Genomic DNA, 25,796 nt, shown 5'->3' on the forward strand with positions numbered 1-25,796 from the left:
TACTAAGCCATAATGCGTGGCCGTTGGCAAACTGAGCTGCCTCCAAAGCTGAGCTAAGTGTCTCCAAATTCCTCTGTACAGGTGCGGCAACGGCAAACTCGTGCCCAGGCCTGTGTTGGCTTTCGCGCGGGTTATTTGTAGTAGCTACGCACTTGATAGAGCAGCCACAAAAAAGCCCCGCTCAACAAAACACTTAACAACGAAAACGACAGCAGGCTCGACAATACGCTCAGCAGCTGAGCGTAGTAGGCCCACACCCAGCCGCGGCGCTTGCGGTTGAACAGACCCGGCAAAGCCAACATATCCAGCACCAAGATGGCACCCGAAAGCGCCAGAGCCGCGATACCCAGAAAGCCACTACCCAAGCCGCTCAGAAAGCCGAACGGTGCCAGCATCGTACCCAAGCCCAGCGCCAAAAGCAATACTGGCAGCAGCAAAACCATCAGCACCACCGTAATCCAGGGAAAGTATTTGACGAAGCCTTCCTTCAGCCCAAGCGGCGCGGGGGGCAGCTTGTCGAGAAATAGTGGCGCCAGTTCCTTTTCCAGAATGGCGTAGGGGCCGGCGTTGTCGGTCGAGGGAGGAAAGTTGGTTTGCATAGGAGTAGGCTAAGGTGGTGGATAACGCCGTTTGGCCGGGGCATCAAGCACCGCGCGTGCGGAAAAGGCTTAGAATTTATACTTCACCGCCTTAAATCGTTGGCCACCGAAGCAGCCTTCGTACACCGTGACTTTGTTGCCGGCATCATTGATAAATGCGCCCGAAAAGTGCCTTTGCTGGTTTTTCCAGCCTCGTCAAATGCCGCAAGGCCGCTTCCTAGCTCAACCAGAAGCGCGGCGATCATTCGGCTATTTGGCTGGCATGTCAACCAGTAAGGGAATATATAAAAAAGTAGGAAGAATAGCAGGCATGCGTGGCACAGCTTATTTGATGAATGTGACACGCCGGATCAGGCCATTTTCCACCTCGTACACGGCTATGGCTTCCAGTGTTTTGCCGTCGGGCAGGCCGGTCACCCGCTCATGGTCTACTACACGGTTGCCGAACACGCTGCGGTGCAGGATTTCGCAGTGTAGCTGGGGCGCTGCCCCGAAAAATTGGGCATAGGAGGCTTGCAGCTTAGCGCGCCCAGCTAGCTGTGGTTTGGCCGGAAATTCCAGTAGCTCTACATCCTCGGCGTAGGTAGCGGCGAAAGCGGCCGCGTCGCGGGCGTTATAAGCCGCCAACTGGCGTTGAACCACTTGAACTGGCGTTTCTACCGCTCCAGCAGAGGTAGGCGCTTTCGTCGAGGATTGAGCCTTAGCCGAACTAAGTGTCAGTAAAAGCCAGAACACGAGCAGGTATTTCATGCGCTTAGTAATTGATTTGGGAAAACAGCTACCGATGTAGGCGCCGGGCGTAGCTGGCTATATTATAGCCAGTAGTTGGTTAGGAAGGTGTTTATGAGATCTTCAGGTGCTTATCAGTACCACAGCAAAATAGATGTTCTGAGGAGCCTGAGATAAAAGGATGGAAAGGGGCGGCTGGCGACACAACAGCAGGTTGCGACATAAAAAATGATTGACAATATCTGACACTTTAAGCCAGTGCGGTTACCGGACACTGACTCGTAAGCCTCTGATTGAGAACTGAAAATAATAAGTTTAAGAAGTTATATTGTCTAATTAAAGCAAGGCAAGCTTAAATGTGCTGAACGGGGTCTTGCTCGTGTTATTTGGGCTGCGTTTATTACTTGCGCTCTGTTGGATGCAGCTAGTAGCTACCTGCCCTACCTTTGCCAAGGCCGCGAGGCAGTCGCGAGGCAAGAGCTTACGCCGGTCCTTTTCAAGGTGAAGGTCAGAACTTGAAAGCGGTGCTGCCCGAAACTTGAAGCTATTGTGCTGGTTGTTTTTCCGTGTTGACTTTTTTACGCTGATGCCTTACTCTTATCGTCCGCTTGCCGGACTTGCGCTTCTCCTGTCCAGCCTGTTGCTAGCCTGCTCTGCCGACCAGATTGAGCACATTAAGGACGGCAAGAAAATCGCTGTGACGCTGGAAAATATGACGGTGAAGCGCATTATGCCCGCCGATTTGCTGCGCGCTACCCGTTGGGCCGGCGACTCACTCACCACCCATGCCGACCGAGAGCTACGCCGCGTGCTGGCCGCAAAGCTGGACAGCGGTGGCTTGGCCGCTGCCCTCCCCTACTGCCGCCCCGAAACTTACGCTTCCGTCGACTCCTTGGCTAAAGTACTGGAAGCCACGCCGCGCCGCTTGAGTCACCGCTCGCGCAACCCGCAAAACCAGGCCGATTTGCCCCCCAGCCAGCTTCGGCCCGATACCGCTCGTCTTGTCAGCCGGCTGAGTACAGAGCAGTTTAGCTACCAGCGGCCCATCATCCTCAACGATCAGCAATGTTTGCGCTGTCACGGGCAGGTGGGCCAGGACCTCAGCGAAGCCGATTATGCCCTGATTCAGAAACAATACTCCAATGACAAATCAATTGGTTTTCGGCTGGGCGAACCTATGGGCGTGTGGCGAGTGCAGATGCAGCGCTCGGGCGTAGCGGAGTTTTACACCATGAAAACGCGGAAAATCATGAAGCCGCGTCCCAAGCTATTTTAGGCAAATTTGCCCCCCAGCATTACTTTCTGCAACCCATGACTTCAACCGCGCCTACCATTATCGTCGGGGCTGGGCTGGCCGGCCTAGCTTGCGCCAATTACCTGCACCGCGCCGGCCGGCCGGTGCTGGTGCTGGACGCCGCCGACGCCGTGGGCGGCCGAGTACGCACCGACGTGACGCCCGACGGCTTCCGCCTCGACCGGGGCTTTCAGGTGCTGCTCACCCGCTACCCCGAAGTAGAGCGCCTGCTCGATTACGGCGCCGCCGATTTGAAAGCCTTTCGCTCCGGAGCCGTAATTCGCCTGGCCGATGGGCGGCAAACTACGCTACAAAACCCGCTACAGGAGCCACTGGCTGCCTTTTCGGCCCTTACTTCGCCCATTGGCTCGCTCACTGACAAGCTGCGCATTTTGCAGCTCGTATTCCAGGTTAGGTCCCAAACCAGTCAGCAACTGCTGGAGCGCCCCGCTACCGATACGCTTACCTTTCTGCGTCGCTATGGCTGGAGTGAGCAAATCATCGACACTTTCTTCCGACCTTTTTTCGGTGGCGTTTTCCTTGACCGTTCTCTGAGCACGGCCAGCAACTTTTTCGAGTTTGTGTTTCAACAGTTCGTCATTGGAGAAGCGGTGGTACCGGCTCGCGGCATACAGCAGATTCCCGAGCAGCTGGCAGCTCGCCTGCCTAGCGGTAGTATACGGCTGAACACGTTGGTGGAGGCTTTGGGGGGCAATTTTGTGCGCCTTGGCAATGGGGAAACATTAGCGACCAGCGCTGTGGTAGTAGCCACTGATGGCGAGGCCGCCATCCAACTTTTGCCCCCCGGCGCCATCACTACGCCTCCTTTGGCCTGGCGTCGTACTACGTGCACGTACTTCGCCGCCGACCGCTCTCCCGGCCGCGGCGACGGACTGCTGCGGCTCAACGCGGCGCCCAACTGCTTAGCGCACAACGTAAGCTTCCCCAGTGACATTGCTCCCGAATATGCCCCCCAGGGCCGCACGCTGGTCTCGGTAAGCACGCACGGTGAGCATGGCTTGGATGAAGCCACACTTACCACTCGTCTGCGTCAGGAGCTTACAGCTTGGTTTGGACCCGAGGCGGCGCAGTGGCAGCATTTGCGCAGCTATCCTATTCCGTATGCCTTGCCGGTGTACCCAGCGGGGCAGGCACCCCGGCAGGCGTTGCGCGTGGCCGAAGGCCTCTACCGTTGCGGCGACTACGCGGCCTATCCTTCCCAGAATGCCGCCTTGGCCACGGGGCGCGAGGTAGCCGAAATGCTCTTAGCTATGTAGCAGACTCCCGTCTATGAGGCCTTTTGCCTCCCAGGGCACAAAAAAAGCCCGGCTCCATCTGGAACCGGGCTTTCACTTCATAAGTGAAGCTCGAAAGGCTACTTAGTCTTTTCTGTCTTTTCTTTAATCTTCATCTTTTTGCCGTCCTCCGACTTCATCTTCCGCTTCGATTTCTTGTCGGTGGCGGGAGCAGCCTCAGCCTCGGCGGGTGCTACTACGTTGTAGGAAGCCGACATATCGCCCTTCACGGGGTTGCCGTCGAGGTCAAGCTCGATTACTTCGTAGCCTAGCTTCTGCAATTCAGGCAACTGCTTCCGGTCGCCGGTTACTACCATCACCATGCTCTCGAGGGGCAAGTACTTCTGGGTTATAGCCTTTACGTCCTCCTTTTTTAGGTTCTGCAAGATGTCCGTCTGCTTCTTGAGATAGTCGGGGGTCAGGTCGTACTCGAGCAAGCGGCTGAGGAAAGCGGCTTTCTGCTGGCCGGTCTCGTAGCGTAAGGCGTCGCTCTGGCCCACGGAAGACTTCAGGAACTCCAGCTCTTCGTCGGTGATACCGTTTTTACGGTAGTCCTCGATTTCCTTCACAAATTCCTTTACTGAGGCCGCAGTGGCATCGGCCCGCACGCCAGCGCTGGCCGTAAATGGACCCACGTAGCGAGTACCAGAGTAGCCCGAGCGGGCGCCATAGGTGTAGCCTTTATCTTCCCGCAGGTTCAGATTGATGCGCGAGTTGAAATTGCCCCCCAGAATGTAGTTAGCTAGATACGAACGATAGTAGTCGCCGGTAGCATCGTAGGGCAACGCCAGGTAGCCAATGCGGATTTCCGATTGGGCCGCGTCGTCTTTGTTCACGAAGTAAACCTTGGTTTTGTCGGTCTTAGCAGCGGGGTTAGCAGCTGGTAGCGCGACTTCCTTGCGGCTCCAATTTTCCAAGAAGCCCAGCTTCGATACCAATGCCTTCTGCTCTACGTCACCCACAGCCACCATATAGGATACGTTGGGTGCATAGTTTTTCGCATAAAACTGCTTTACGTCATCCAGCGTGATGTTTTGTACCGAGTTTTGCGTACCGCTGGCAGGGATGCTCATGATATCGCCAGGGCCGTAAAGCAAGCGGTTGTACGTTTTGTTAGCAATCGTCACCGGTTGGGTGCTCTGGTTGGCAATACCTTCCAAGGTTTGCTTTTTGATACGAGCAAAGTCGGTGGGGTCAAAGCGCGGACGCATCAGGCGCTCTTCTAGCAGGGCCATGGTCTGATCCAGGTTTTTGGTCAACGATTGCACGTACACGGTCGTGTTGTCATCGCCGGGAATTACCTGCACTGTGCTACCCAGAGTGTTTAGAGCCGCGCTAAATTCTTCGCCCGAGTATTTCTGCGAGCCTTCGTTGAGCATAGCTGCCGTGAGGGAAGCAATACCGGCTTTCTCCGGGGTTGTTTGCTCGAGGCGGTGGCCACCCCGAATAGTGAGCAGCATGGTGACCGAGGGAATCTCCGAGTTGCGCGTACCCATCATGCGTAGGCCATTCTTAAACTGATCTTGCCACAAAGCGGGCACCTGCACTACAGGGTTCGCGCGGCTCTTCGGCTGCTTGCTGCGGTCGAAAGTGTCGGTTGCTTTGGCGTAAGTCAGGCCTTTGTAGATATCCGCGGGGGCCTGATAGCCTTCCTTAGAAACCGTGTAATTGTCGGCTTTGGCTAGCAGATTGGGGGCTGTTTTGGGCACCACGCTAAGTACCACGGCATTTTTACCCTTCAAATACTGATTGTACACGCGGACCACATCGGCTTTGGTGAGGGCCCGCAGACGCTTCAACTCTTCAGGTAAGCGGTTGGGGTTGCCGGTGTAAGTCTGGTAGGCTGCTAGCTGCGATACTTTGCCGCTCACGCTCACCAAGTTATTCACGATATCAGCCTCGGCACTCGACTTGAAGCGCTTCACCTGCTCGTCGGTCACGCCGGTTTTCTCAAACTCTGCCAACGTCTGGCGCACAATAATATCCATGCTGTCCAGTCCTTTGCCGGGGAAGCTTAAGGCCGTGATATTAAACTCGCCCGATAGCTCGGAGGTGCGGTTACCAGCCGACGCCTGCACGGCTTTCTGGTTCTTGACCAGGTTTTTGTACAGCAAGGAATTCTTGCCCTGGCCAATGATTTCAGCCAACGCATCCAAGGCTACTTCGTCGGGGTGATACTGCGGGACGGTCGGGAAGACCATTTGCAGCATTGGGAAGCGCACGTTGTCCTGATAGCTCACGTAGCGGTCGGCCGTAAGCTTGGGGGCGGGCAGCTTCATGTTTTCCACGGCCGGACCGCGACCAATAGGGCCAAAGTACTTCTCCACCAATTTCACCACGTCGGCGGGCTTCACGTCGCCGCCGACGGTTACGGTAGCATTGTTGGGGCCGTACCAGCGCAGGAAGAAGTTTTTCAGGTCATTGACATCTGAGCGGTCCAAGTCTTCCAGGTAGCCGATGGTCATCCAAGAATAAGGGTGACCATAAGGGTACAAGTTTTTGGAGACGTTTTCGGCGGCTAGGCCGTAGGGGCGGTTGTCGTAGTTCTGGCCACGCTCGTTTTTCACCGTGGAGCGCTGTACCTCAAATTTTTGCTGGGTAACGGCGTCGAGCAGGAAGCCCATGCGGTCGGCCTCCAGCCAGAGGGCCGTCTCGAGCTGATTGTTGGGAACGGTCTCAAAATAGTTGGTCCGGTCCCGGTTCGTGGTGCCGTTGAGCGTGCCACCCGACGCAGTCACGGTTTTGAAGTGCTGCTCGTCGGCTACGTTGTCTGAGCCCTGAAACATCATGTGCTCGAAGAAGTGGGCAAAACCCGACTTGCCGATCGATTCGCGGGCCGACCCCACGTGGTAGGTCACGTCAACGTGAACCAACGGGTCGCTGTGGTCTTCGTGCACGAGCAGCGTCAGGCCGTTAGGCAGCACGTATTTCTCGTAGGGAATGACCAGTTCCGAACCCTTACGGGTCACTTTTTCTACCAGCTTGGTGCCCCCAGGGGCGGGCGCTGGCTTGGTTACTTTTTTAGGAGCCGGAGTCTGTTGCGCCATCGCTGGGCTTAGCGCCAGCGTCAGGCCCAGGCCTAGCAGCCAGAACGATTTGAGAGTCATGAAACTTCTTACTGGGAGTGAGAAAAGGGAAGGATGGGCAAAGACACTGCAGCGCTGCAATGGGATGCACGCTTTAGTGTCCAAGATTACCTGTTTTTCACCATATAAGTGCATGAGCAAATTACCTTGAGGGCAATTTGACCGCAACCTAGCTCAGGAGGTGCTATTTGCCTTTAATTGCCTACCCTAAATCATTTAAGCTACAGTTACTGTTTATCGGTCGCCCACCCAGATGTGCTGGTATGTTTGGGCTCTTTGTGCTCATGCTCTCTTCTGATTTCGACTTCCTGCGTCTTTCCTACCGGCCTGATTTACAGGTGCTATTCATGCGTTGGGGGCGGCCCGTATCCTCGCAAGAGCACCGGGCGGGCTACGGGGCGGCGCTGGAGCTAGCGCGTACCTCCGGCTCGGGCTGGTGGCTAGTCGATTTGCGTAGCAGGGGGCTAGCGTCCAGCGAGGACTTCGCTTGGATTCTGGCCAATTTTCGGCCGCAAATGGCAGCAAGCTTGCCCACCACTTCCCGGCGCCTAGCGTACCTGGTAACGCCCTATCACCTCGACCTAATTCGGGAGCGCATTGCGTTGTTGGAACCCACGTATCCGATGGCCGTACGGCAAAGCGCCGCCATTGGCGTTTTTACCGAAGAGCAGGCGGCCCAACAATGGCTGCATATGGGCGTCGCCTAAACAAGGCGGGCAAATTTTGCCCCCCAACAATCACCTAGACCGTTAGCAGAAGTGGCTTATCCCTCGGCCCAGCGGTAGCGACGCTCTTTCCACTGAATATAGCTGGGCCACAGCGTGTACCCCAGCACCGCCAAAGACATAACCGATAGGTACAGCTCATACAGCAGCAGCACGGCCAAAGTCTCACGCCGTCCTACCTGACGTAGCGTGATATGCAAAAACAGCGTTTGCATCACCAGCTTTGCTGTAAACAAGGTCAGAATAAGCCATGGCGCCAGAAAGCCGGGCCAGTACAGCACCATATAAAACATGCCGTACAGACTAAACAACATAGTCAGTTGCCAGGGCAGGCGGGTGGCGCCCTTCATCCAGCGCTTACGCTGGCGCAACAGGTGAAGCACCGTGGGCTGGGGTACCGATACGCCCAGTACCCGCGGGTCTATTAGGTTGCGGTAGCCCCAACCCTGGGCTACGATCTTATCAAACAGCTGCAGGTCTTCGGTAATACTGAAAGCCAGCGATTCATAGCCGCCAATCGACTCGTATGCCTTGCGAGTTACAAGCATGTTATTGCCGACGGCCGTCACGGGTTGACCCATTTCGGTAAATAGCCGAATCAGATTCAAGCCAAATAGCCAATCTAAGCCTTGCAGGCGTCCGAAAATGCCGCCTGAGGCCGTAGTGGCGCCTGTCACGACGCCTACACCTGCGGGAGCCGCGGCTAGCATGGTCACGACCCAATCGGGTGCCAACGCCATATCGGCATCGGTGATGAGGAAATAATCGGCGGTAGCGGCGCGGCTCAGGTGGGCTAGCACGTTGCTTTTGCCGCGGGCCGTGCCTAGGCGTTGGCGCACAGAGATAAGGCGAAACTGGGGCTTATCGGCAATAAACTTCCGCACCACGGCTACGGTGCTGTCGGTGGAAGCATCGTCGCCAATGAGAATTTCCAGCTGCTCAGCGGGGTAATTGAGGGCAGTAAGCGAGCGAAGACAGCGCTCGATGGTAGCTTCCTCATTGCGGGCGGCAATCAGAATACTGACTTTGGGTCGGGCCGCGCCAAAGGACGGAATGGGCCGGCGACGCAGTACGCGCAGCAAAATCAATCCGCATAGCGCGAAAAACAACCCAAAGAAAACAGCAGCAATTACCATAAAAAGCCCTTTTGATAAAATAGGCCGCACTCTACTGCTTTAGCAGGAACGCGGCCGGTTACTCCAAGGGAATACGACTGAGTTTGGGGCTAGCGTTGCTGTGTAAATGCTGAATTTTATGTCTTGCACTCACGTACAAATACGGAGACTTCTTGGAGAACTTAGCTGGCCTATTCGAGGCAAAAGGAAATAAAAAGCCCCCCAAGGGCCTACAGTGGCTACTGGGGGGGCTTTTTGCACTAGTTTCTAGTGACTTACAGTCTTGGATCGGTTTGCACTGGAGCGTCGTAAGCTGGCGTATCGAGAGCGACTGGTTCGGTGGTGGGCAAGCGCACATCGTCGGCATCATCGACGCGCAAGGTGAGCAGGCCAGAGATAATCATGGAAATGCCCCCCAGCACGAGAGTATACACCGATTCGCCCCCGAATACATTCTTCGTAAAGAAGCCCAAAATGAGGCCGGCTACTACCTGTGGAATCACGATAAAGAAGTTGAATACGCCCATGTAGTAACCCATTTTGTTGGCAGGCAGCGCACCGGCTAGCATAGCATAAGGCACCGACAAAATGCTGGCCCAAGCAATTCCTACGCCCACCATAGAGAACAGCAGCATAGTAGGGTTGTCGATAAAGTAAATTGAAATCAGGCCGAAGCCTCCAGCTACCAAGCACAGCATATGCGTAAAGCGGCGGCTGGTCGCGCGAGCCAGAATAGGCAGCAGCAAGGCCGCAATGGCCGATATGCCGTTGTACACGGCAAAGCAGACGCCTACCCAGTCGGCACCTTCGTTGTAGAGTTTAGAAGTAGCATCGGTGGTACCGTAGATGTGGCTGGTGACGGCAGGGGTGGTATAAATCCACATGGAGAAAAGAGCCAGCCAGGAAAAGAACTGCACCAGCGCCAGTTGACGCATGGTTTTGGGCATGGCAAAGATGCCAGCAAACGACTCCCGCACACCATTGAAAAAACCCGCGCTACGCCGTTTTTCTTCCTCAAACTCCTCCATGTTCTCGGGTGGGTATTCACGCGTGCGCAGCACCGTCCAGAGTACAGCAAAGAAAAATGCCGCTCCACCCATGTAGAAGGCGTACTTCACCGACAGCGGAATCTGACCGGCCGGAGCAGTATTGGGCACGTCGAACCAGTTGGTAAACATCCAAGGCAGAGACGATGCAACCACGGCACCTACGCCGATAAAGAAGGTTTGGGCCGCAAAGCCAGCAGTGCGCTGCTCCGAGGGCAGCAAGTCGCCGACCAACGCCCGAAAAGGCTCCATGCTGATATTAATGCTAGAGTCCATTATCCAGAGCATACCGGCAGCCATCCACAAGGCCGTCACGTTGGGCATTACTAGCAAAGCCAGTGAAGCTAAAACGGCCCCCACAAGAAAGAAGGGGCGCCGCCGACCCCAGCGGGGGCTCCAGGTGCGGTCGGAGAGGTAGCCGATAATGGGTTGAACCAGCAGCCCCGTAACGGGCGCGGCCAGCCACAGGAAGGCGATGTTGTCGGGGTCGGCACCCATGGTCTCAAAAATGCGACTCACGTTGGCATTCTGCAGAGCAAACCCAAATTGAATACCCAGAAAGCCGAAGCTCATATTCCAGATTTGCCAGAAGCTCAGGCGGGGTTTTTCGCGGGTATTGGAAGTGGCTACAACGGGGCTGCTTGCCATGATGGGTGGGAGGTTTGGTGAGGAGAGGGAGGGATTCTCGGCTTGGCTGAGTCGCCTGCTCTGGTGGGCAGAGCAGAGGACCGGGCCGTGGAGTAAGTACTACTACTGTTTGGCCTTTATTTCAAACACATAAGCGCTGAGCGGCGCTAGCGTCAGGGTGAGGTTGTCGGTGGGGGGCGTTTCGTTGAGCAAGTCGGTGTAGGTGTAGCGACGCTGCGGATTTAGGCCCATAGCAGCCATGGCAGCCGGCGGAATAGTAAGGGTGGGCTGCAGGGTCTGGTCGCGGCTGAAGTTGACTACAACTAACACTTGCTGCTTGTCGGTATAGCGGAGGTAGCTGTATACCTGCTTCTGGTCGTAGCTCTTGCTGAGGTTGTTAGCGTCCTGCAGCTCGTAAAACTTGCCTCGGCGAATAGCATCGGAGCTGGCCGAAAGGTTGAGCAGTCGAGAGTAGAAACCGCGCAACTGGCGCTGTTCGGGGCTCAAGCGGCCACCGTCAAACTTGCCGCCGTTCATCCACTTCTGGTGCTCAGGCACGCCCCAGTAGTCGAAAATGGTGGTGCGACCGTCGCCGGTGTTAAAGCCCGCTACACCCTTGGCCGGCTCCCCTACTTCCTGGCCCGAGTAAACCATCACGGGCCCCGAAGCCAGTGTGGCCGACACCGTCATGGCCGGAATAGCAGTGCGCGGGTCGGTGGCAAATTCATTGGAGGCAATGCGCTGCTCGTCGTGATTTTCTAGGAAACGCAGCATGTGAGAGCTAAAGCCGCGGCTTTCTTCTTTCCACACTTTGGTAATGTCATCGGTGTGGCCTTCCCCGCGCATGAGGCGGCGCAGGCCATCGTAGAGGCCTACTTTGTCGTAGAGGAAGTCGAATTTGCCCTGCTCGATGTAGCGCTTATACACTTTAGGGTCATAGGCTTCGGCGATGAATACGAGGCTAGGCTTCACCTTTTTTACTTCCGGAATCACCCAGGCCCAGAACTCAACCGGCACCATTTCGGCCACGTCGCAGCGGAAGCCATCCACGTCTTTTTTAGCCCAAAAAATCAGGATGTCACGCATCTTGATCCAGGTATCGGGCACGGGCTCGAAATACGATTTGCGACCATTCTGATAATCGACACCATAGTTGAGCTTGGTGGTTTCAAACCAGTCGTCGATGCTGGGCTCGGCCGTAAACACGTCGTTGCCAGTGGCTTTGGCGGGCGTCTCGTCGAACTTCTTGTCTTCCTTGGGTCCCAGCGCTGCCCCCAGCGGGTTGTTGGCCTTGGGTACTACCAAGGTTTTGCCGGGCATGTAGTAAAAGTTGTTCTGGGGGGCAAATGCCTTGGTCTTGTCGTCTTTCTCGCCTAGATCCACGACGCCGGCCGGCTTAGCATCCGACTTATAGGTACGGGCTACGTGGTTAGGAATGAAGTCGATAATAAGCTTGAGCTTGTTGTCGTGGGTGCGCTTCACGAGGGCTTCAAACTCCTGCATGCGCTTGTTCACATCCACGGCCAGGTCGGGGTCTACATCATAGTAGTCCTTGATGGCGTAGGGCGAGCCGGCGCGGCCTTTCACCACGTCGGCATCGTCGAGCGGGATGCCGAACTTGGTAAAGTCAGACATGGTGGCGTGCTCAATAATGCCAGTGTACCACACGTGCGAAACGCCCATGTCGCGCAGGGCTTGGAGGGCAGCGGTGGTGATGTCGTTGAACTTGCCGGTCCCGTTCTCGGCACTGGTGCCGTGGGTCTTGTTTACTTCCTTTTTATTCCCAAAAAGGCGCGGCAGTAACTGATAGATAACGAGCTTATTGTCCTTTGGAATCTCGTCGGTGGTGTTCGGGTCAGGCAGGGTAGTATAATCGGTCACGGAAGCAGGAAATGGCGAGGGAGAAAACCGGAACGCAGCCAAAGCCAGCGCGCAGGCCGCAATAGGTAGAAGTTTGTGCATACACGGGCAAGATAGGAATTGGTGGGATGGTGAGGCGGTGAAGTGGTAAGTTTATGAAATGGTGCAAGCAGGATTTAAAACTCACCTCTTCACCAATTCATAAACTCACCACTCCTGCGTGAGCGGATGCAGCATGAGCTCATCAACCACAACATGGGGCGGCGACTCCAGAATGTAGCGCACGGCCTGAGCCACATCAAGAGGCCGTAGGTGAGTCTTTTCGGCTTCGGGGCCGCCGGGGTGAGAATCGTTGAAGTACGTATCGACTAAGCCCGGATAGATAGTGCTGACTTTAACGCCGTAGGGGCGCATTTCTTTGCGCAAAGCACCAAGTACGGCATCCTGGGCATATTTGCTGGACCCATAGGCCGCGCCTGTAGCAAAGGTTCGCTTCGACACATCGGAGGCAATACCCACAATATGGCCATAGCCTTGCAGCTTGAAGTGGGGCGCGGCGGCTTTGCACACCAGAAAAGTGCCCTTCACATTCACTTTGAAAATGCGGTCCCATTCAGCGGAATCTACGTTTTCGAGTAGGTCGAAGCTGCCGACGCCCGCGTTACAGATGATAATATCGAGGCGGCCGTAGTGGCGCAGCGTCACGTGCACAATGTTCAGGGCGTCGTCCTCGTCGGATATGTCGGCGGGGACGGCCAGACCGTTGATTTTGTGGGCTACATCCAACAAATCGTCGGCGGAGCGAGCTACACACACCACTTTTGCCCCCTGCATAGCCAGCAGCAACGCAATGGCTCGGCCAATGCCCCGGCTGGCCCCGGTAACGATGGCGACTTTATCGGTGAGGTCGGTCATATGGTTCTGTTAGGTTGAACTCGCCGAAGGCACTGAAGAAGCAGACTGTTTCTGTAACTCCCTGACTCCTCGAAATATGGGAGTTTCAAGATACAGAACATTAAGGTTTATTCGAAGCGATTCTTAAGGTAAATCTCAATGCCTTTTGAGAATGACAACCTGCACTAGCTACCGCTTCAACTCCAGCACCCAAGCCGTTTGTCCGGGAATACGCAGCGTTTTCAAGTCAGGTATAGTAGCCCCCGAAACCACGTTGGTAGCTGAGGTGAAACCAGTCATGCGCTCGGTAAAACGCCCCCCATCTACGGTTTTATCCTGCTTGTTGGCATTCATCATTACCATCACCGTTTCGCCTTTGTCGTTGTAGCGGAAGTAGGTGTACACGCCGTCCTCGGGGATGTAGTGCATGAGCTTGCCACTGTGCAGCGCCGGGTGATCTTTACGGTAGTTGGCCAGCTTGCTTACCAGCGTAAACACCTCTTGCTCAACTGGTGTACGACCCGCAGCCGTGAATTTATTCTCCTTATCTCCAGGAAAGCCCCCCGGAAAGTCGGAGCGCACGAGGCCGTCGGGGTTAGAGAAGTTTTTCATTAAAATCTCGGTACCGTAGTACAGCTGCGGGATGCCGCGGCAGGTCAGCAGCCAGGTCAAAGCCATTTTTTGCTTGTTCACGTCCTCGCCCAGCACCGAGAAAATTCGGCTCAGGTCGTGGTTGTCAAGAAAAATAACGTTGCGGTTCGGATTCTCATACAGCCAGTCGCTCTGGAGCGTGTAGTAGATCTTCGAAATGCCCTCCGACCAGCCGGGCTCCTTGTTGAGGGCGTCCTGAATGGAGTAATACAGCATAAAATCCGTAACGCCATTCAGGTTGCTCTTAAAGCCATTGACGGGCGGAAATGCGTTGCGCGACCAGAAGGCCTGCTGAGAAACCCCTTCGGCATATTGTACCCACGTCTCGCCAAACATACCTAGCTGCGGGTACTCATCCTGAATAGCTTTGCCCCATTTCATCAGGAATCCAGGCTCCGAATACGGATACGTGTCGATGCGGTAGCCATCGAGGCCGGTGTATTCTACCCACCACAGAAAGTTCTGAATCAGATAAGTAGCTACCAGCGGGTTTTCCTGGGCCGGGTCGGGCATGGTGGTATCAAACCAGGTGGTATTGAACAGCTTGCGGTCCTCGGCCGAGGCGTAGGGGTCGTTCACGGTTCCATCGCGGTAGTTGCCTTTAGTGAAGGTAGGCCACTGATGAAACCAGTCTCTGGCCGGCTGATCCAGGTAGAGGTAGTTTTTGCTGCCCATGTGGTTGAGCACCACATCGTGAATCACCTTCAGGCCGTTGCGGTGGGCGTTACGCACGAAGCGCACATAATCTTCATTGGTGCCATAGCGCGGGTCTACGGCGTAGTAATCGGTGAGGGCGTAGCCGTGGTAGCTGGCCTTGGGCATATCGTTCTCGACGATGGGCGTGGGCCAGATAGCCGTGACGCCTAGCTCTTTGAGGTAGTCGAAGTGGTTTTCGATGCCCAGCAGGTCGCCGCCGTGGCGGGCGTACATGGAGTCGCGCGATACGCGGTTTACCATCGTGCCTTTTATCACATCGTTCTTGGGGTCGCCGTTCGAGAAGCGGTCGGGCATGAGCAGATACACGAAGTCGGCGCTGGTAACGCCCTGCACGCGGCCTACCTCGGTGCTGCGGGCACGCAGTTCGTACTCATATTTTATCTTTCTTTCGCCGTCAAACTCCAGCGGCAGCTTGCCGGGCTTGGTGTTGGGACTAATAGTCAGGTTAACAAGCAGATAGTTCGGGCTTTCCAGCTTTTGTATGCCATCCAAGGTCACACCAGCATAATTCAAACTGACTTTGCTGACGCTGATATTAGGGCCGTACACGAGCAGCTGCAGCTTCGGATTCTTCATGCCCACCCACCAAAACGTGGGATCAATGCGCGTAATAGGACCAGCTTTTTTCTTCGAGGCAATATCAAATGCTGCTTCGGGAGCGGCTACGGAGGGGAGGTTGGCACCAAGCAGGCCGAGGGCGAGCAGGAGCAAAACACAAAAGGATTTCATGGAAATTCAGGACTATGGAGTGAGCGGGTGAGCAAGGTAAGCACATTCCGAAAAAACACTCCACTACCAACAGGTATCCTCAGATGGATTTTTAAGGTAAGAAAAAGCCCCCCAGCTTAGGTTGGGGGGCTTTTTTGGTGATTTAAAAAGATAGGCTACCAATGTTCAGTCAGCCTAAGATGAGAAGTTATGACAGACTGCTTTAGTTTAAGCTGTAAGTTTCTATTGATGAGCCAGTAAGCAGAATATGGAGCTATAATAACCCTCGCCAAAACGCCAACCCTTTCGGCGCTTCGTCGTTTGCTATTTCTGCCTAGTTTGTCAGGCAATATCTTATCCTTTACCCTTACTACTCAACGCTATGGCTACTGCAAACACCGACAGCATCGACACGCTACAGGAGCTTTTGCTCTTCGTAAACGACCGGATTGAGGGCTATAAGAAGGCTGTTGAAGAAACCAAAGACCACGATCTGCAAGGCTACTACAAGCAGCTGGTGAGCCAAAGTCAGCAGTTTTCGAAGGAGCTGAACAGCCACCTGCGTAAGCTGGGTGCCGAGCCCGAAACCGGCACTACGCTCAAAGGCAAGTTTTACCGCGGCTGGATGGACGCCAAAGCTCTGCTAACGGGCTCCGACGAGAAAGCTATTCTGGGCTCCAACGTACATGGGGAGGAATGGGCGCTGAAAGCGTATCAGGATGCGCTCGACGACAAAACTCTGCCCGCCGCCATCCGTACGGCAGTGGAGCGTCAGCTGCATATTTCAGAAAAGACGTACAAAAAGCTTAAAAAGCTAGAGCACAGCCATTCCTAACGTATTTGCTTTCCCCAATCCTGCTTTAGTAGCGGGAGCCGAATATTTGATTCGGCTCCCGCTTTTTTTGAAACGAAATGCTGACCTTGGCCGCCGCAAAGGCCGAGCTTGGCCCGCCCCAACTATTCATCCCGACTTTACCCCTCATGGCATTCGAATTTAAACCCTACACTCCTGCCCCTGAATTTGCCACGCAGGCCGCGTATTTCTCCATGGAATTCGCCCTGGACCAGGCCCTCAAAACGTACTCCGGCGGCCTGGGCTTCCTGGCTGGCTCCCATATGCGCTCGGCTTATGAGCTGAAGCAAAACCTGATCGGTATCGGAATTCTGTGGTCGTTTGGCTACTACGATCAGGGCCGCAACGAGGACCAGACCATGCGCGCCGACTTCCGGCAGAAGCATTATTCCTTCCTGGAAGACACTGGCCTGGTATTCCCCATCATTATTCACGATGTGGAGGTGATGGTGAAGGCCATGTATTTGGCCCCCAATACTTTCGGCACGGCGCCCATGTTCTTCCTCACCACCGATATTCCGGAGAACGATTTCATCTCGCGCACCATTTCCCACCACCTCTACGACGCCGACACGGCGGCCCGCGTGGCTCAGTCTATTCTGCTGGGTGTAGGCGGGGGCAAATTGCTGGATTTGCTGGGCGTGAAGATGGATACCTACCACCTCAATGAAGGCCACGGCCTGCCGCTGGCGTTTTACCTCTATGACAAGCACGGCCGTAAGCTGGAAGAAGTACAGAAGCGTCTGGTATTCACCACCCATACGCCCGAGCTGGCCGGCAATGAGGAGCACGACATGAAGCTACTCGCCAAGATGAGCTTCTTTGGCAATGTGCCCGCCGCCGAAATAACCCGCGTAGCCGGTGTAGAGCATGACCGCCTGAACTACACGCTCACGGCCCTGCGCTTCTCGCGCAAAGCCAACGCTGTATCCAAAGTACACGGCATCGTGGCCAACCAGATGTGGGGGGCAAATGCCGGCATCTGCCCAATTATCCCGATTACCAACTCCCAGAACGGCACCTACTGGCGCGATAAGCAGCTCCACGAAGCCCTGGAAGCCAACGACGACAAAGCGCTAAAAGCCCGTAAGCGGGAGTTGAAAAAGCATCTGTTCGACATAGTAGCCGACCAGACTGGCACTCTGCTCGACCCCGATGCGCTGACCGTGGTGTGGGCCCGGCGCTTCGCCGGCTACAAGCGCGCCGACCTTATCCTGCGTCACTTTGAGCGCTTCAAAGAGCTGGTTTCCAATCCTGACCGGCCCGTACAGGTGATTTGGGCCGGCAAGCCGTATCCGAAAGACTACGGCGCCATCAATCTCTTCAACGACATTATTCGGCAAACTCGTCCGCTCAAAACCTGCGCCGTGCTCACAGGCTATGAGCTAGGCTTATCAGCGGCTATGAAGAAGGGCTCGGACATTTGGTTAAATACGCCCCGCTTCCCCCGCGAGGCTTCCGGCACCAGCGGCATGACAGCCGCCATGAACGGCTGCGCCAGCCTCAGCATCGCCGACGGCTGGATACCAGAATTCGTACGCCACGGCGAAAACGGCTTCCTCATCCCCCACGCTGAGCTAAACCTCCATGAGCACGTGAAGGACGATTCCGAAGCTGACAGCTTGCTCACGGTGCTCGAAAACGAAGTGGTACCGCTGTACTACGACCAGCCCGAGAAATTCCTGGAGCTGGTAAAAACCGGCATGCGCGAAGTAGAGCCCGAGTTCGAGTCGCACCGCATGGCCACGGAATACTACGAGCAGATGTACAAGGCATAATTTATCGACGCTTGACCAAAAAAGCCCCCAGATTTCTTCTGGGGGCTTTTTTATTAGTGAACGTCATGCAGAGCGGCGCGAAGCATCTCGCGTGCTGATGTTGTAATGGTAACCCAACGAAGCGAGCGGGATGCTTCGGCTCCGCCTCTGCATGACCGACTGATAAGTTGAATTTTGCAACTTGCTTTGGCTAGCCTACCTGATCTGTGGTTTGAATAACCGTTTGCAGAATGGCCCACACGTTGTTGGCCAGAATTTTCTGACCCTCTGCATTCGGGTGCACGCCATCAGGCAGATTTAACGAGCGCACGCCGAGCACGTTTTGTAACAGGAAAGGCACAAAAGCGACGTTGTTTTTATCGGCTAGTGTGCGGAAAGAGGCTTTGAACTCTGCGGCGTAGCGGCCGTATTGGTGGCTGCCGAAGGCGCTCAGGTCGAAGGGAAACTCCAAGCCCACGAGTACAATTTTGGCCTCGGGATACTTGAGCTTCACCTGGTCGATGATGAATTGCAGGTTTTGGGTGGTTTCGCGCACGGGAATGCCGCGCAGGCCGTCGTTGGCGCCCAGTTCCAGCACAAATACATCGACGGGTTGGCGGGCCAGTACGCTGGCCACGCGCTGGCGGCCGCCGGCGGTGGTATCGCCGCTTACGCCGTAGTTGAGGGCTTTATAGGGAAGTTTGAGCGAATCGAGGCGCTGCTGAATTAGGGCGGGGAACGCCTCGTTGGCCCGCAGTTGGTAGCCGGCGGTGAGGCTGTTGCCGAAGAAGATAATGTTTTGCATATGAATAGGTTGCGCTATGAAGCGGGCGGGAGTCTCGGCCGCGCCCGTAGCTTCCGGCGATTGACAGGCGGCCAACAAAGCTGCCAGAGCCGTGACCAGAGCATAGGTACAGGAGCGCACAGACATAGGCGGTTTCCTTACTGGATAATGCCTGGTACAAACGCGCGGACCGCTCGGAAGTTCGCTTTTTATTAAATCGACGAACATTTACCACTCCAAAGCGCTTTACCTTTGCGGCCAGATAAGAACGGTTCTTATCTGACCCAGAGCGAACAGACGCGCAAAACCTGGGAGGCTATGCAAAAAAGCACCCAAAATAGCTTCTTGTCTTTTCCCTTTCTTCAGTTGATAGTATTCATTACCAACTTATTACGTTTTTAATTTTCACGAATTTCTCATGTCTGTTACCAAAGCCACCGACGCTGAATTCGCTCAGCTGCTCGAAGCCAACGAAAAAGTAGTTGTTAAGTATTACGCCGACTGGTGCGGCAACTGCCGCCTGTTTTCGCCTAAGTTCAAGCGCCTTGCCGCCAGCGAGGAGTACCAAGGCATCACCTTTCTAGATGTAAACGCCGAGCTAAGCCCCGAAGCTCGCAAGCGCGCCAGCGTAACCGGTCTGCCCTTCTTTGCCGTTTTCCGCAACGGGGAACTGGTTGATACCGTGGCAGCCAGCAAGGAAGAGGCCGTAACCAGCCTGCTCAATCGCCTCAACTAAGGCCAGTTACCAATGAAAATACCCGTTATCAAACGCCTCGTCGAGAACCAGAGCCTGGAAAGCCTGGTGGCTGCCGAAGAGGCCCTGCTCGACGAGCGTCAGCCCGAGTTTGAGGTGGAAGGCGAAGATGAGGGCGAACAGCTCACGCACGTGTTTGCCGCCATTTTCATCCTCAATCAGATGCAAGACCACGGCGCCGATTTCAAAGATGCCCTGCGCGAGTTCACCAAGAAAGTGCGCGTGTCTATCAGCTAACTGACTGTACCATGTAGGGCTAGCCTTTTATCCTGCCTTACCCTAGTATATAAAAAGCCCCCCAGAGATTCTCTGGGGGGCTTTTTTACTTGTATCGAATATATTAGAGCTTAGCAAAGTGCGCCGTCACCAAGCGCAGACCTGAATCGGTGCACAGTCCCCGAATGTAGTAGAAGTGTGTGCTGCGCATTATTTCCGCGCGGCTGTATTGATCGTGAGGGAAGATGTTATGATTGAAAGTCATATTCAGCAGCTCCATAAAGACTTTGGTTACCAGGCCAATATCAATATCATGGCGCAGCTGCTGATGAAGTACCCCCTCCTGTATAAGGCCCCGGATCATCAAAAAGCCGTAGTTTTCTAAATGATCCTGCATCATATTCCAAGCCTTCGGATGAAGATGCTGAATCTCGAGCAAAGTGTTGCCCATCACCTTACTCATCTCATTATAGCCGTGTGCATACACAGCTATTAATCGCTCAAGGGGCGTCGAGAAATTAGCAAACAACTCTTGGTGTTCCTGTTTTTGTCGTTCTATGTCGTGCGCCATGGCCTGCACAACTAAGTCGTTCTTGTCGCGAAACAACCCATAGAAGGTAGCTGGCGCCACATGCAGGGCCTCGATCAGTTCGTTTTCCGATAAGCGACTGACGCCGAAGCGAGCGAACACCAGCTGCGCCTCTTTCAGCAGGTTGCTCTTAAAAGTCTGTAACATAGTATAGCTACAGGAAAAGCGCACAAGTTGCGCTCTCCCCTGAGTTAATAAGATACTTTTTACCTTTTCGTCTATCTATTTGACTAATCCTAACCCGAAGAAGAATAGCAATTGCAATAAATAGACAAAAGGCACTAACGCATTGCGCTTCTCAAATTGTGTCCGGTTGAAATATACCTGCAAGATAAACGATACAATAAACCATCCCTTAAAATTCAACAGCGGAATAAGATCGTACTGCCACTGCCAAAAATCGAAGCGCACGGCCACGGGTTCTATACAGGCATCGAGGCCCACCATGAGCACCGCTGCTACCACGGCTCGACCTATAGCCGGCAACGGCAGATAGCGCGCCAGTATACCAGTAGAATAGGTTAGTATCCACCAGTTTACGCCAATCATTAGGGGCACATCCAGCCACTTAAAGCCCAATGTCTCGCCGTAGGTGTACTGCCCAAATAGGTAGCCAGTGTTGATGCCCACCACTTCCACAAAAAAGCCCACCAGCACTACCACCACGCTAAACCAGATGAAGGTCGGGCTGCGGTCGGGGTGAAAAGCGAACAGCAGCACGGCTGTCAGCAGTAAGTTGAGGGGCGTGAATTGCAGGAAAAAACTAGGATCCTGGGAAAAAGCCAGACCCAGGAAACCCGTCACGTGAAAAAGGAGCAGAATGCCCTGGGCTATGCGCAAGCGACGCACTTCAGAAGCCGCGCCCGTAGGCGGGGCCGCAGGCAGGCGTTGCGTAGATTCGGAAAAAGACACGAGGAGGAAGTTATTGGGTAAGCGCTCTAATTAAAAGTTGGTAACAAATAGAAGAACGCAATTCTCAGAATTAAGATAAATACTTCACTAGGCCGTCTCATGCCGAGCGGTAGCAAAGCTGCTCACGTGTTTAGCTAGATTAGTAATCCCACGTCAGCACGCGAGATGCTTCGCTACCGCTCGGCATGACGGGCTAGTGAAGGCTGATTGATGATTTTAGGTTGAAAGAAATCCTTAGCTCTTGATTAGTTCAGCTGCGATTTTAGCGGACAGCAGGCAAAGCGGAATGCCGCCGCCCGGATGCACGCTGCCGCCGCAAAAGTACAAGCCTTCGAGTTGGCGCGAGAAATTAGGATGACGCAGAAAAGCAGCCAAGGCGTTATTGGAGCTGCTGCCATACAAAGCGCCGCCAAACGACGACGTGCGCTCTTCAATACCACGCGGGTCCCAAACACGCTCGGCCCGAATCAGGGGTTCTACGGCTACGCCCAAGGTGCGGGTTATTTTGTCGAGCACGGCTTGGCGGGTTTGAGCAGTGAGGGCGTCCCAATCCTGGCCTTGGTGGTGGGGCACGTTCACCATCACAAACCAGTTTTCGTGGCCCGCGGGCGCGTCGGGGGGCGTTTTTTTGGACGTCACGTTCACGTACACCGTTGGGTCGGCGCTGACGGTTTTTTGCTCGAAAATGGCCTTGAACTCCTGCTGATAATCCTGGGAGAAGAAGATGTTGTGTAGGTCCAGCTCGGCAAATTCGTGGGCGATGCCCCAATAGAAAATCAGGGCTGAGGAAGAGCGCGGCTGGCTCAAGGTGCGCTCGGGTGCGGACTGCTTGGGCAGCAGGCGGCGGTAGGTTGGCACCACATCCATGTTGCTGACTACCAGGCCGAAATCGTACACATCCTGGGGTGTGCGCACGCCAGTTACGCGGCCCGCAGCGGTCAAAATTTCCTCGACGGGCTCGTTGTAGCGAAACTCTACACCTAACTCTTCGGCTAGCCCAACCAGGCTTTGGGCAATGCTATAAATGCCCCCCACGGGATAAAAAGCGCCGATTCCATGCTCCAGATGCGGAATCAGGCTGAGCGTAGCGGGCGCCTGGTAAGGATCAGAGCCGTTGTAGGTAGCGAAGCGGTCGAAAAGCTGCACCAGGCGCGGATCATTGAAAGCCTTGGCGTGGCGCTGGTGCATAGTGCCCGTGAGACCGAGGCTGGGCAGAGCGGCTAGGGCCCGCAGCACTTCCGGGCTGAGGTAGGTAGCAGCCTTGTGCAAGGACTTGTGCAGAAACGTGCTTTCAGTAGCCTCGTAGGCGGAGGCGCTGCGATGCAGGAAGCTCAGTACATCCGGGGCCGGCACACCTAGCTTTTGCTCAACTTCGGCGGCAAACTTCTCCTCGTCGGCCCAGGCTTTGAGGCGGGTACCGTCGGCGAAAAAGTAGTGCGTTATGGGGTCGAGGCGCTCGTAGCGAAAATGGTCCTGCGGGTCGCGGCCGGCCAGCCGAAACAAGTCGTCGACCAGCTGGGGCAAGGTGAACAACGAAGGTCCCGCATCGAAACGATACCCGCCGGGCAGCTCAAACTGGTACATTTTGCCTCCAAACGACTCCTGGGCCTCGAATACCGTGACGGCGTGGCCCTTCAGTGCCAGTCGTACGGCCGTAGCAATACCGGCAATGCCGGCCCCAATGATAGCGGCGGGTTGCTTGAGGGAGGAAGCGGATTTTTTACGAGTCACCAAATCAAACCTATAATATAGTCAGCTGGCCGAAGCTACGACGCGCAAGCGGCTTCGTGGCTTCTCGCAAGCGTGCAAACCTCAGAATACGGAGCCGAAACGGGTAGCTTCTTAGCAAAAGCAAAAAGCGAGCGGATGGTTTCAGTTTTTTCTGTTCGGCCTTAAGCACTACTCCTTGCTTTGCCAGCTTTCCTGTAGCTTGCTCAGCAGTATGCAAAACGACAAAAACTTCCTGTTTCCCGACCAACTATGACGCACTATTTACGCCAGCTTGGCCGGATTCTGATGCTGGGAAGTTTAGTTTTAGTGAGCAGTTGGCGCGCGCAAGCGCAAGTGTTTAAGCTAACAGACGTCAAGGCCGAGCGAATCGGTGGCTTGGCGTTGCCGGGCTCAGAACGTGCCCTGCTATACTACATCGACAAACCGCATAACGACTCCACCACCATCCGGCAATACTGGCTTGATGAACAGGTGCAGCTGCGACACGCCCGGCCATTGCGGTTGGGGGGCAAATACACCCTCCAAACACTCATCAATAGCCAACATCATGTGCTGTATCAGTTTAAAAAGAACTGGTCCGATTCCCTGCTGAGTGTGGTAGTAGATACCACCGGCCGCGTTGTGACAACCTATCGGGGGAAAGGCCGGTCTTTTCCCAATTCGCTTAACCTGCCGTGGTACGATGGTTTTGTAACGGTCGAACCGGCTTCAGACCGCACCGTTCATCTCGTTGCCCGTGGCGCTGATATGCAGACGCGCTGGGAAAAGACGCTAGTTCCGGGCGAGCAAGTGCTGGGTTGCAACGCCGATAGCAGCCACTTGTGGTTAACCCTAACGACAAAGGCATTTAGTCGCACCCCCGTGAGTCATTTGGTTTGTTTGAACCTGCAAACGGGCAATGAGCTTAGTCGCACGCGGCTAGGCCCCGACACAGGTCATTGGCTGCCCGATGCCAGGCAAATCAATACTGACCACTCCCTTTTAGTGGTGGGTTATACCTTCGAGGGCGCCGCTAATCGTACGGGCACTGGCGACTTATTTTATCTGCGGTTAGCGCCCAATGGCGAGAAGCTGGCTGAGCAGCAGATTCCTCTGGCTCGCACCGATGCCTTGCGCGCCGCTCGTGGCGGGCGGGTACACTGGAGCTGCGTATTTCCAGATCAGGATGGCAACGTGCAGCTGCTAGGCGAGACTTTTCAAAGCAACTCGTTCGGTGTTATGCTGCTGCGGTCCGTGCTGACGCTAGGCTTCGTACGCTACACCGCCTTACATCCCCGCGACATGCTCAGCCTCACGCTCGACACAGCCGGCCACACGCAAAATGTACAAGTAGTTGCCTTGCCCCGCGACCGGGGGGTGTACAAGTGGCAGGGCTACATGCAAGCCCGAATTCTGGCCGAGTTGGCCGATCAGGCCCAAACTTTTCGCTACCGGGGCCTGTCGGTGGATGAGCAGCAGCTAACGGCGGTACTACGGAGCCCGCAACAGGTGCAAACCCTGGACTTGCGCACTCACCAGCTTTCCTAACTCAGGCAAGCTCCCCGAGCCGGTCAGCTTGATGTCTGGCAGGTAAGCCCAGGCTTTATGCTCCTATATTATCAAGATCCTGCCCGCCGCACCTTGCGCGTAGAGCGCGTCGCTATCGGGGCAGTAGCGCCGTAGAGGTAAGCTCTTTACTGCTCAGCAACGATTTTCGGCTTTGCAGTAGCCGCTGGGGGCTTTATTAAATAGCATTTACAGAACCAGTTTATACGCTACACCAGCAGCTAAGCACGCGCCACCAATGCTTGCAGATACGCCTGTACCTCCGCTACCGTGCTCCGCGCCGAGCGGCCCACGCCAATGAGCGTAGCCGATGCGAAGCCCGTCCAGCTGCCGTAGCCCACCAGCCACAACCCTGGCAACGCCGTTGCCCGCGAGCCGTCAGTAGCCACGCGGCCATCTTGCTCTAATACTCCCAACCCGCTCAGAAACGAAAGCGCCGGCCGGAAGCCGGTACACCAGATAACGGCGTCAATTTCTTCGTGGTGGCCATCGGGCCACGTTACGCCGGTGGCGGTGAAATGGGCGAAGGGTCGGACACTGTGCAGCACATTGCGGGCACGCGCCTCCTTCACGGAGTCGACCATGACAACGTCGCCTAGCGTGGGCGGCGGGGCCACGGCAACTCCACCTTCCTGGGCTTTGTAGCGCTGGGTGGCTTGGGTGAACAGCACGCGGCCGTCCACGTCGTCGGGCAGAAAGCGGGGGGCTTTTTCGGTTACCCAAATCGTTTCGGCCACTTTGGAAACTTCCGCCAGCACCTGAGCCCCGGAGTTACCGCCACCTACTATCAGTACTCGCTTGCCCGCAACGGCCTCTGGATTGGAGTAGTGAGCGGAATGTAGTTGCAAACCCTGAAAAATGTCCTGCCCTGGATACGCCGGCACAAAAGGGCGTGACCAGGTACCCGTCGCGCAAATCAGCGCCCGGCACGTCCAGATGCCAGCGGACGTATCGACCACGAAGCCGCGTATGTCGTGGGTTACTTGCTTCACTTGCACCGGGCGCTGCACCGGCAGTTCGTAGCGGCGCTCATACGCGGTGAGATAGTCAATGGTGTGTTGGCGCGTGGGGTAGCCGCCGTCGTCGGGCCGGGGCATGAGCCAGCCAGGCAGGGAGCTGGCATCGGCCGGCGAGAACAGCCGCAAAGAGTCCCAGGCATGCGGCCAGGCGCCACCGGGAGTTGTTTCGGCGTCGAGCAAAGCAAAGGAAACGCCCGCTCGACGCAGGTAATAGCCCACGGCCAGGCCGCTCTGCCCTGCTCCTATCACCAGCACATCCCGAGCATGCGAGTACATTTTTGGCTACTTAG

The 25,796-nt window shown here is 55.4% G+C and carries 21 protein-coding genes; 8 read left to right on the forward strand and 13 right to left on the reverse strand.

From position 1 onward, the window contains the following. Nucleotides 1-131: 131 nt before the first annotated feature. Together ACW9KT_RS00415 and ACW9KT_RS00420 are read right to left on the reverse strand one after the other, a co-directional pair. Entirely contained in the window at nt 132-599 is a 468-nt protein-coding gene (locus tag ACW9KT_RS00415; protein ID WP_457077388.1) for a chromate transporter, read from the reverse strand. 324 nt (nt 600-923) lie between these two features. Continuing rightward, nucleotides 924-1,349, reverse strand: a complete 426-nt coding sequence (locus ACW9KT_RS00420) for a nuclear transport factor 2 family protein (protein ID WP_457077389.1) — start codon at nt 1,347-1,349, stop codon at nt 924-926. A gap of 565 nt (nt 1,350-1,914) precedes the next feature. Here ACW9KT_RS00420 and ACW9KT_RS00425 point away from each other — a divergent pair. Further along, nucleotides 1,915-2,604, forward strand: coding sequence for a c-type heme family protein (locus tag ACW9KT_RS00425; RefSeq protein WP_457077390.1), 690 nt, complete (start codon nt 1,915-1,917; stop codon nt 2,602-2,604). A 35-nt stretch (nt 2,605-2,639) separates the two neighbouring features. Further along, a complete protein-coding gene (locus ACW9KT_RS00430; protein WP_457077391.1) occupies nt 2,640-3,899 on the forward strand; it encodes a protoporphyrinogen/coproporphyrinogen oxidase in 1,260 nt (419 codons plus the stop codon). 98 nt (nt 3,900-3,997) lie between these two features. Here the strand turns inward: ACW9KT_RS00430 and ACW9KT_RS00435 are convergent, their stop codons facing one another. Continuing rightward, nucleotides 3,998-6,964, reverse strand: coding sequence for a M16 family metallopeptidase (locus ACW9KT_RS00435; protein WP_457078556.1), 2,967 nt, complete (start codon nt 6,962-6,964; stop codon nt 3,998-4,000). A 323-nt stretch (nt 6,965-7,287) separates the two neighbouring features. Between ACW9KT_RS00435 and ACW9KT_RS00440 the strand changes: the two genes are divergently transcribed. Beyond that, nucleotides 7,288-7,710, forward strand: a complete 423-nt coding sequence (locus ACW9KT_RS00440) for a hypothetical protein (RefSeq protein ID WP_457077392.1) — start codon at nt 7,288-7,290, stop codon at nt 7,708-7,710. Between the two features lie 56 nt (nt 7,711-7,766). Here ACW9KT_RS00440 and ACW9KT_RS00445 read toward each other — a convergent pair whose 3' ends face one another. The 5 genes from ACW9KT_RS00445 to ACW9KT_RS00465 form a co-directional block, all read right to left on the reverse strand. After that, the gene (locus ACW9KT_RS00445) at nt 7,767-8,864 is read right to left on the reverse strand and encodes a glycosyltransferase (protein WP_457077393.1); all 1,098 of its coding nucleotides are present in this window, start codon (nt 8,862-8,864) and stop codon (nt 7,767-7,769) included. A 254-nt stretch (nt 8,865-9,118) separates the two neighbouring features. Next, nucleotides 9,119-10,537 (reverse strand): MFS transporter, encoded by a 1,419-nt coding sequence (locus ACW9KT_RS00450; RefSeq protein ID WP_457077394.1) that lies wholly within the window; start codon nt 10,535-10,537, stop codon nt 9,119-9,121. 102 nt (nt 10,538-10,639) lie between these two features. Next, nucleotides 10,640-12,478, reverse strand: a complete 1,839-nt coding sequence (locus tag ACW9KT_RS00455) for an alpha-amylase family glycosyl hydrolase (RefSeq protein ID WP_457077395.1) — start codon at nt 12,476-12,478, stop codon at nt 10,640-10,642. 105 nt (nt 12,479-12,583) lie between these two features. Further along, nucleotides 12,584-13,291: an SDR family oxidoreductase gene (locus ACW9KT_RS00460; RefSeq protein ID WP_457077396.1), complete on the reverse strand. Its 708-nt coding sequence runs from the start codon at nt 13,289-13,291 to the stop codon at nt 12,584-12,586. Between the two features lie 168 nt (nt 13,292-13,459). Next, entirely contained in the window at nt 13,460-15,367 is a 1,908-nt protein-coding gene (locus ACW9KT_RS00465; RefSeq protein ID WP_457077397.1) for a glycoside hydrolase family 13 protein, read from the reverse strand. 361 nt (nt 15,368-15,728) lie between these two features. Here ACW9KT_RS00465 and ACW9KT_RS00470 point away from each other — a divergent pair, with 361 nt between their 5' ends. Then, nucleotides 15,729-16,181 (forward strand): ferritin-like domain-containing protein, encoded by a 453-nt coding sequence (locus ACW9KT_RS00470; protein WP_457077398.1) that lies wholly within the window; start codon nt 15,729-15,731, stop codon nt 16,179-16,181. 146 nt (nt 16,182-16,327) lie between these two features. Then, nucleotides 16,328-17,977, forward strand: a complete 1,650-nt coding sequence (gene glgP / locus ACW9KT_RS00475; protein WP_457077399.1) for an alpha-glucan family phosphorylase — start codon at nt 16,328-16,330, stop codon at nt 17,975-17,977. Nucleotides 17,978-18,167: 190 nt separating this feature from the next. Here glgP and ACW9KT_RS00480 read toward each other — a convergent pair whose 3' ends face one another. Then, nucleotides 18,168-18,887: an arylesterase gene (locus ACW9KT_RS00480; RefSeq protein WP_457077400.1), complete on the reverse strand. Its 720-nt coding sequence runs from the start codon at nt 18,885-18,887 to the stop codon at nt 18,168-18,170. A gap of 271 nt (nt 18,888-19,158) precedes the next feature. Here ACW9KT_RS00480 and ACW9KT_RS00485 point away from each other — a divergent pair, with 271 nt between their 5' ends. Together ACW9KT_RS00485 and ACW9KT_RS00490 are read left to right on the forward strand one after the other, a co-directional pair. Then, entirely contained in the window at nt 19,159-19,476 is a 318-nt protein-coding gene (locus ACW9KT_RS00485) for a thioredoxin family protein (protein WP_457077401.1), read from the forward strand. A gap of 12 nt (nt 19,477-19,488) precedes the next feature. Beyond that, complete coding sequence (locus ACW9KT_RS00490) at nt 19,489-19,731, forward strand: DUF6952 family protein (protein WP_457077402.1); 243 nt, start codon at nt 19,489-19,491, stop codon at nt 19,729-19,731. 103 nt (nt 19,732-19,834) lie between these two features. Here ACW9KT_RS00490 and ACW9KT_RS00495 read toward each other — a convergent pair whose 3' ends face one another. The 3 genes from ACW9KT_RS00495 to crtD all read right to left on the reverse strand — a co-directional run bounded on the left by ACW9KT_RS00495 (nt 19,835) and on the right by crtD (nt 22,942). Beyond that, nucleotides 19,835-20,446 (reverse strand): TetR/AcrR family transcriptional regulator, encoded by a 612-nt coding sequence (locus ACW9KT_RS00495; RefSeq protein WP_457077403.1) that lies wholly within the window; start codon nt 20,444-20,446, stop codon nt 19,835-19,837. A gap of 75 nt (nt 20,447-20,521) precedes the next feature. Then, nucleotides 20,522-21,211 (reverse strand): carotenoid biosynthesis protein, encoded by a 690-nt coding sequence (locus ACW9KT_RS00500; RefSeq protein WP_457077404.1) that lies wholly within the window; start codon nt 21,209-21,211, stop codon nt 20,522-20,524. Between the two features lie 234 nt (nt 21,212-21,445). Further along, nucleotides 21,446-22,942 carry a 1-hydroxycarotenoid 3,4-desaturase CrtD gene (gene crtD, locus ACW9KT_RS00505; protein ID WP_457077405.1) on the reverse strand — a complete coding sequence of 499 codons (1,497 nt, stop codon included), beginning with the start codon at nt 22,940-22,942 and terminating at the stop codon, nt 21,446-21,448. 249 nt (nt 22,943-23,191) lie between these two features. On the opposite strand from crtD, the gene ACW9KT_RS00510 reads away from it, so the two are divergent. Next, nucleotides 23,192-24,469 (forward strand): hypothetical protein, encoded by a 1,278-nt coding sequence (locus tag ACW9KT_RS00510; RefSeq protein WP_457077406.1) that lies wholly within the window; start codon nt 23,192-23,194, stop codon nt 24,467-24,469. A gap of 239 nt (nt 24,470-24,708) precedes the next feature. Here ACW9KT_RS00510 and ACW9KT_RS00515 read toward each other — a convergent pair whose 3' ends face one another. Next, a complete protein-coding gene (locus tag ACW9KT_RS00515) occupies nt 24,709-25,782 on the reverse strand; it encodes an ArsO family NAD(P)H-dependent flavin-containing monooxygenase (RefSeq protein ID WP_457077407.1) in 1,074 nt (357 codons plus the stop codon). Between the last annotated feature and the right edge of the window lie 14 nt (nt 25,783-25,796).

The sequence above is a fragment of the Hymenobacter sp. HD11105 genome, from assembly GCF_054051685.1.

Coding starts and splice junctions, on each gene's coding strand:
- ACW9KT_RS00415 (WP_457077388.1), bottom strand. CDS start 599: ATGCAAACCAACTTTCCTCCCTCGACCGACAACGCCGGCCCCTACGCC.
- ACW9KT_RS00420 (WP_457077389.1), bottom strand. CDS start 1,349: ATGAAATACCTGCTCGTGTTCTGGCTTTTACTGACACTTAGTTCGGCT.
- ACW9KT_RS00425 (WP_457077390.1), top strand. CDS start 1,915: ATGCCTTACTCTTATCGTCCGCTTGCCGGACTTGCGCTTCTCCTGTCC.
- ACW9KT_RS00430 (WP_457077391.1), top strand. CDS start 2,640: ATGACTTCAACCGCGCCTACCATTATCGTCGGGGCTGGGCTGGCCGGC.
- ACW9KT_RS00435 (WP_457078556.1), bottom strand. CDS start 6,964: ATGGCGCAACAGACTCCGGCTCCTAAAAAAGTAACCAAGCCAGCGCCC.
- ACW9KT_RS00440 (WP_457077392.1), top strand. CDS start 7,288: ATGCTCTCTTCTGATTTCGACTTCCTGCGTCTTTCCTACCGGCCTGAT.
- ACW9KT_RS00445 (WP_457077393.1), bottom strand. CDS start 8,864: ATGGTAATTGCTGCTGTTTTCTTTGGGTTGTTTTTCGCGCTATGCGGA.
- ACW9KT_RS00450 (WP_457077394.1), bottom strand. CDS start 10,537: ATGGCAAGCAGCCCCGTTGTAGCCACTTCCAATACCCGCGAAAAACCC.
- ACW9KT_RS00455 (WP_457077395.1), bottom strand. CDS start 12,478: ATGCACAAACTTCTACCTATTGCGGCCTGCGCGCTGGCTTTGGCTGCG.
- ACW9KT_RS00460 (WP_457077396.1), bottom strand. CDS start 13,291: ATGACCGACCTCACCGATAAAGTCGCCATCGTTACCGGGGCCAGCCGG.
- ACW9KT_RS00465 (WP_457077397.1), bottom strand. CDS start 15,367: ATGAAATCCTTTTGTGTTTTGCTCCTGCTCGCCCTCGGCCTGCTTGGT.
- ACW9KT_RS00470 (WP_457077398.1), top strand. CDS start 15,729: ATGGCTACTGCAAACACCGACAGCATCGACACGCTACAGGAGCTTTTG.
- glgP (WP_457077399.1), top strand. CDS start 16,328: ATGGCATTCGAATTTAAACCCTACACTCCTGCCCCTGAATTTGCCACG.
- ACW9KT_RS00480 (WP_457077400.1), bottom strand. CDS start 18,887: ATGTCTGTGCGCTCCTGTACCTATGCTCTGGTCACGGCTCTGGCAGCT.
- ACW9KT_RS00485 (WP_457077401.1), top strand. CDS start 19,159: ATGTCTGTTACCAAAGCCACCGACGCTGAATTCGCTCAGCTGCTCGAA.
- ACW9KT_RS00490 (WP_457077402.1), top strand. CDS start 19,489: ATGAAAATACCCGTTATCAAACGCCTCGTCGAGAACCAGAGCCTGGAA.
- ACW9KT_RS00495 (WP_457077403.1), bottom strand. CDS start 20,446: ATGTTACAGACTTTTAAGAGCAACCTGCTGAAAGAGGCGCAGCTGGTG.
- ACW9KT_RS00510 (WP_457077406.1), top strand. CDS start 23,192: ATGACGCACTATTTACGCCAGCTTGGCCGGATTCTGATGCTGGGAAGT.
- ACW9KT_RS00515 (WP_457077407.1), bottom strand. CDS start 25,782: ATGTACTCGCATGCTCGGGATGTGCTGGTGATAGGAGCAGGGCAGAGC.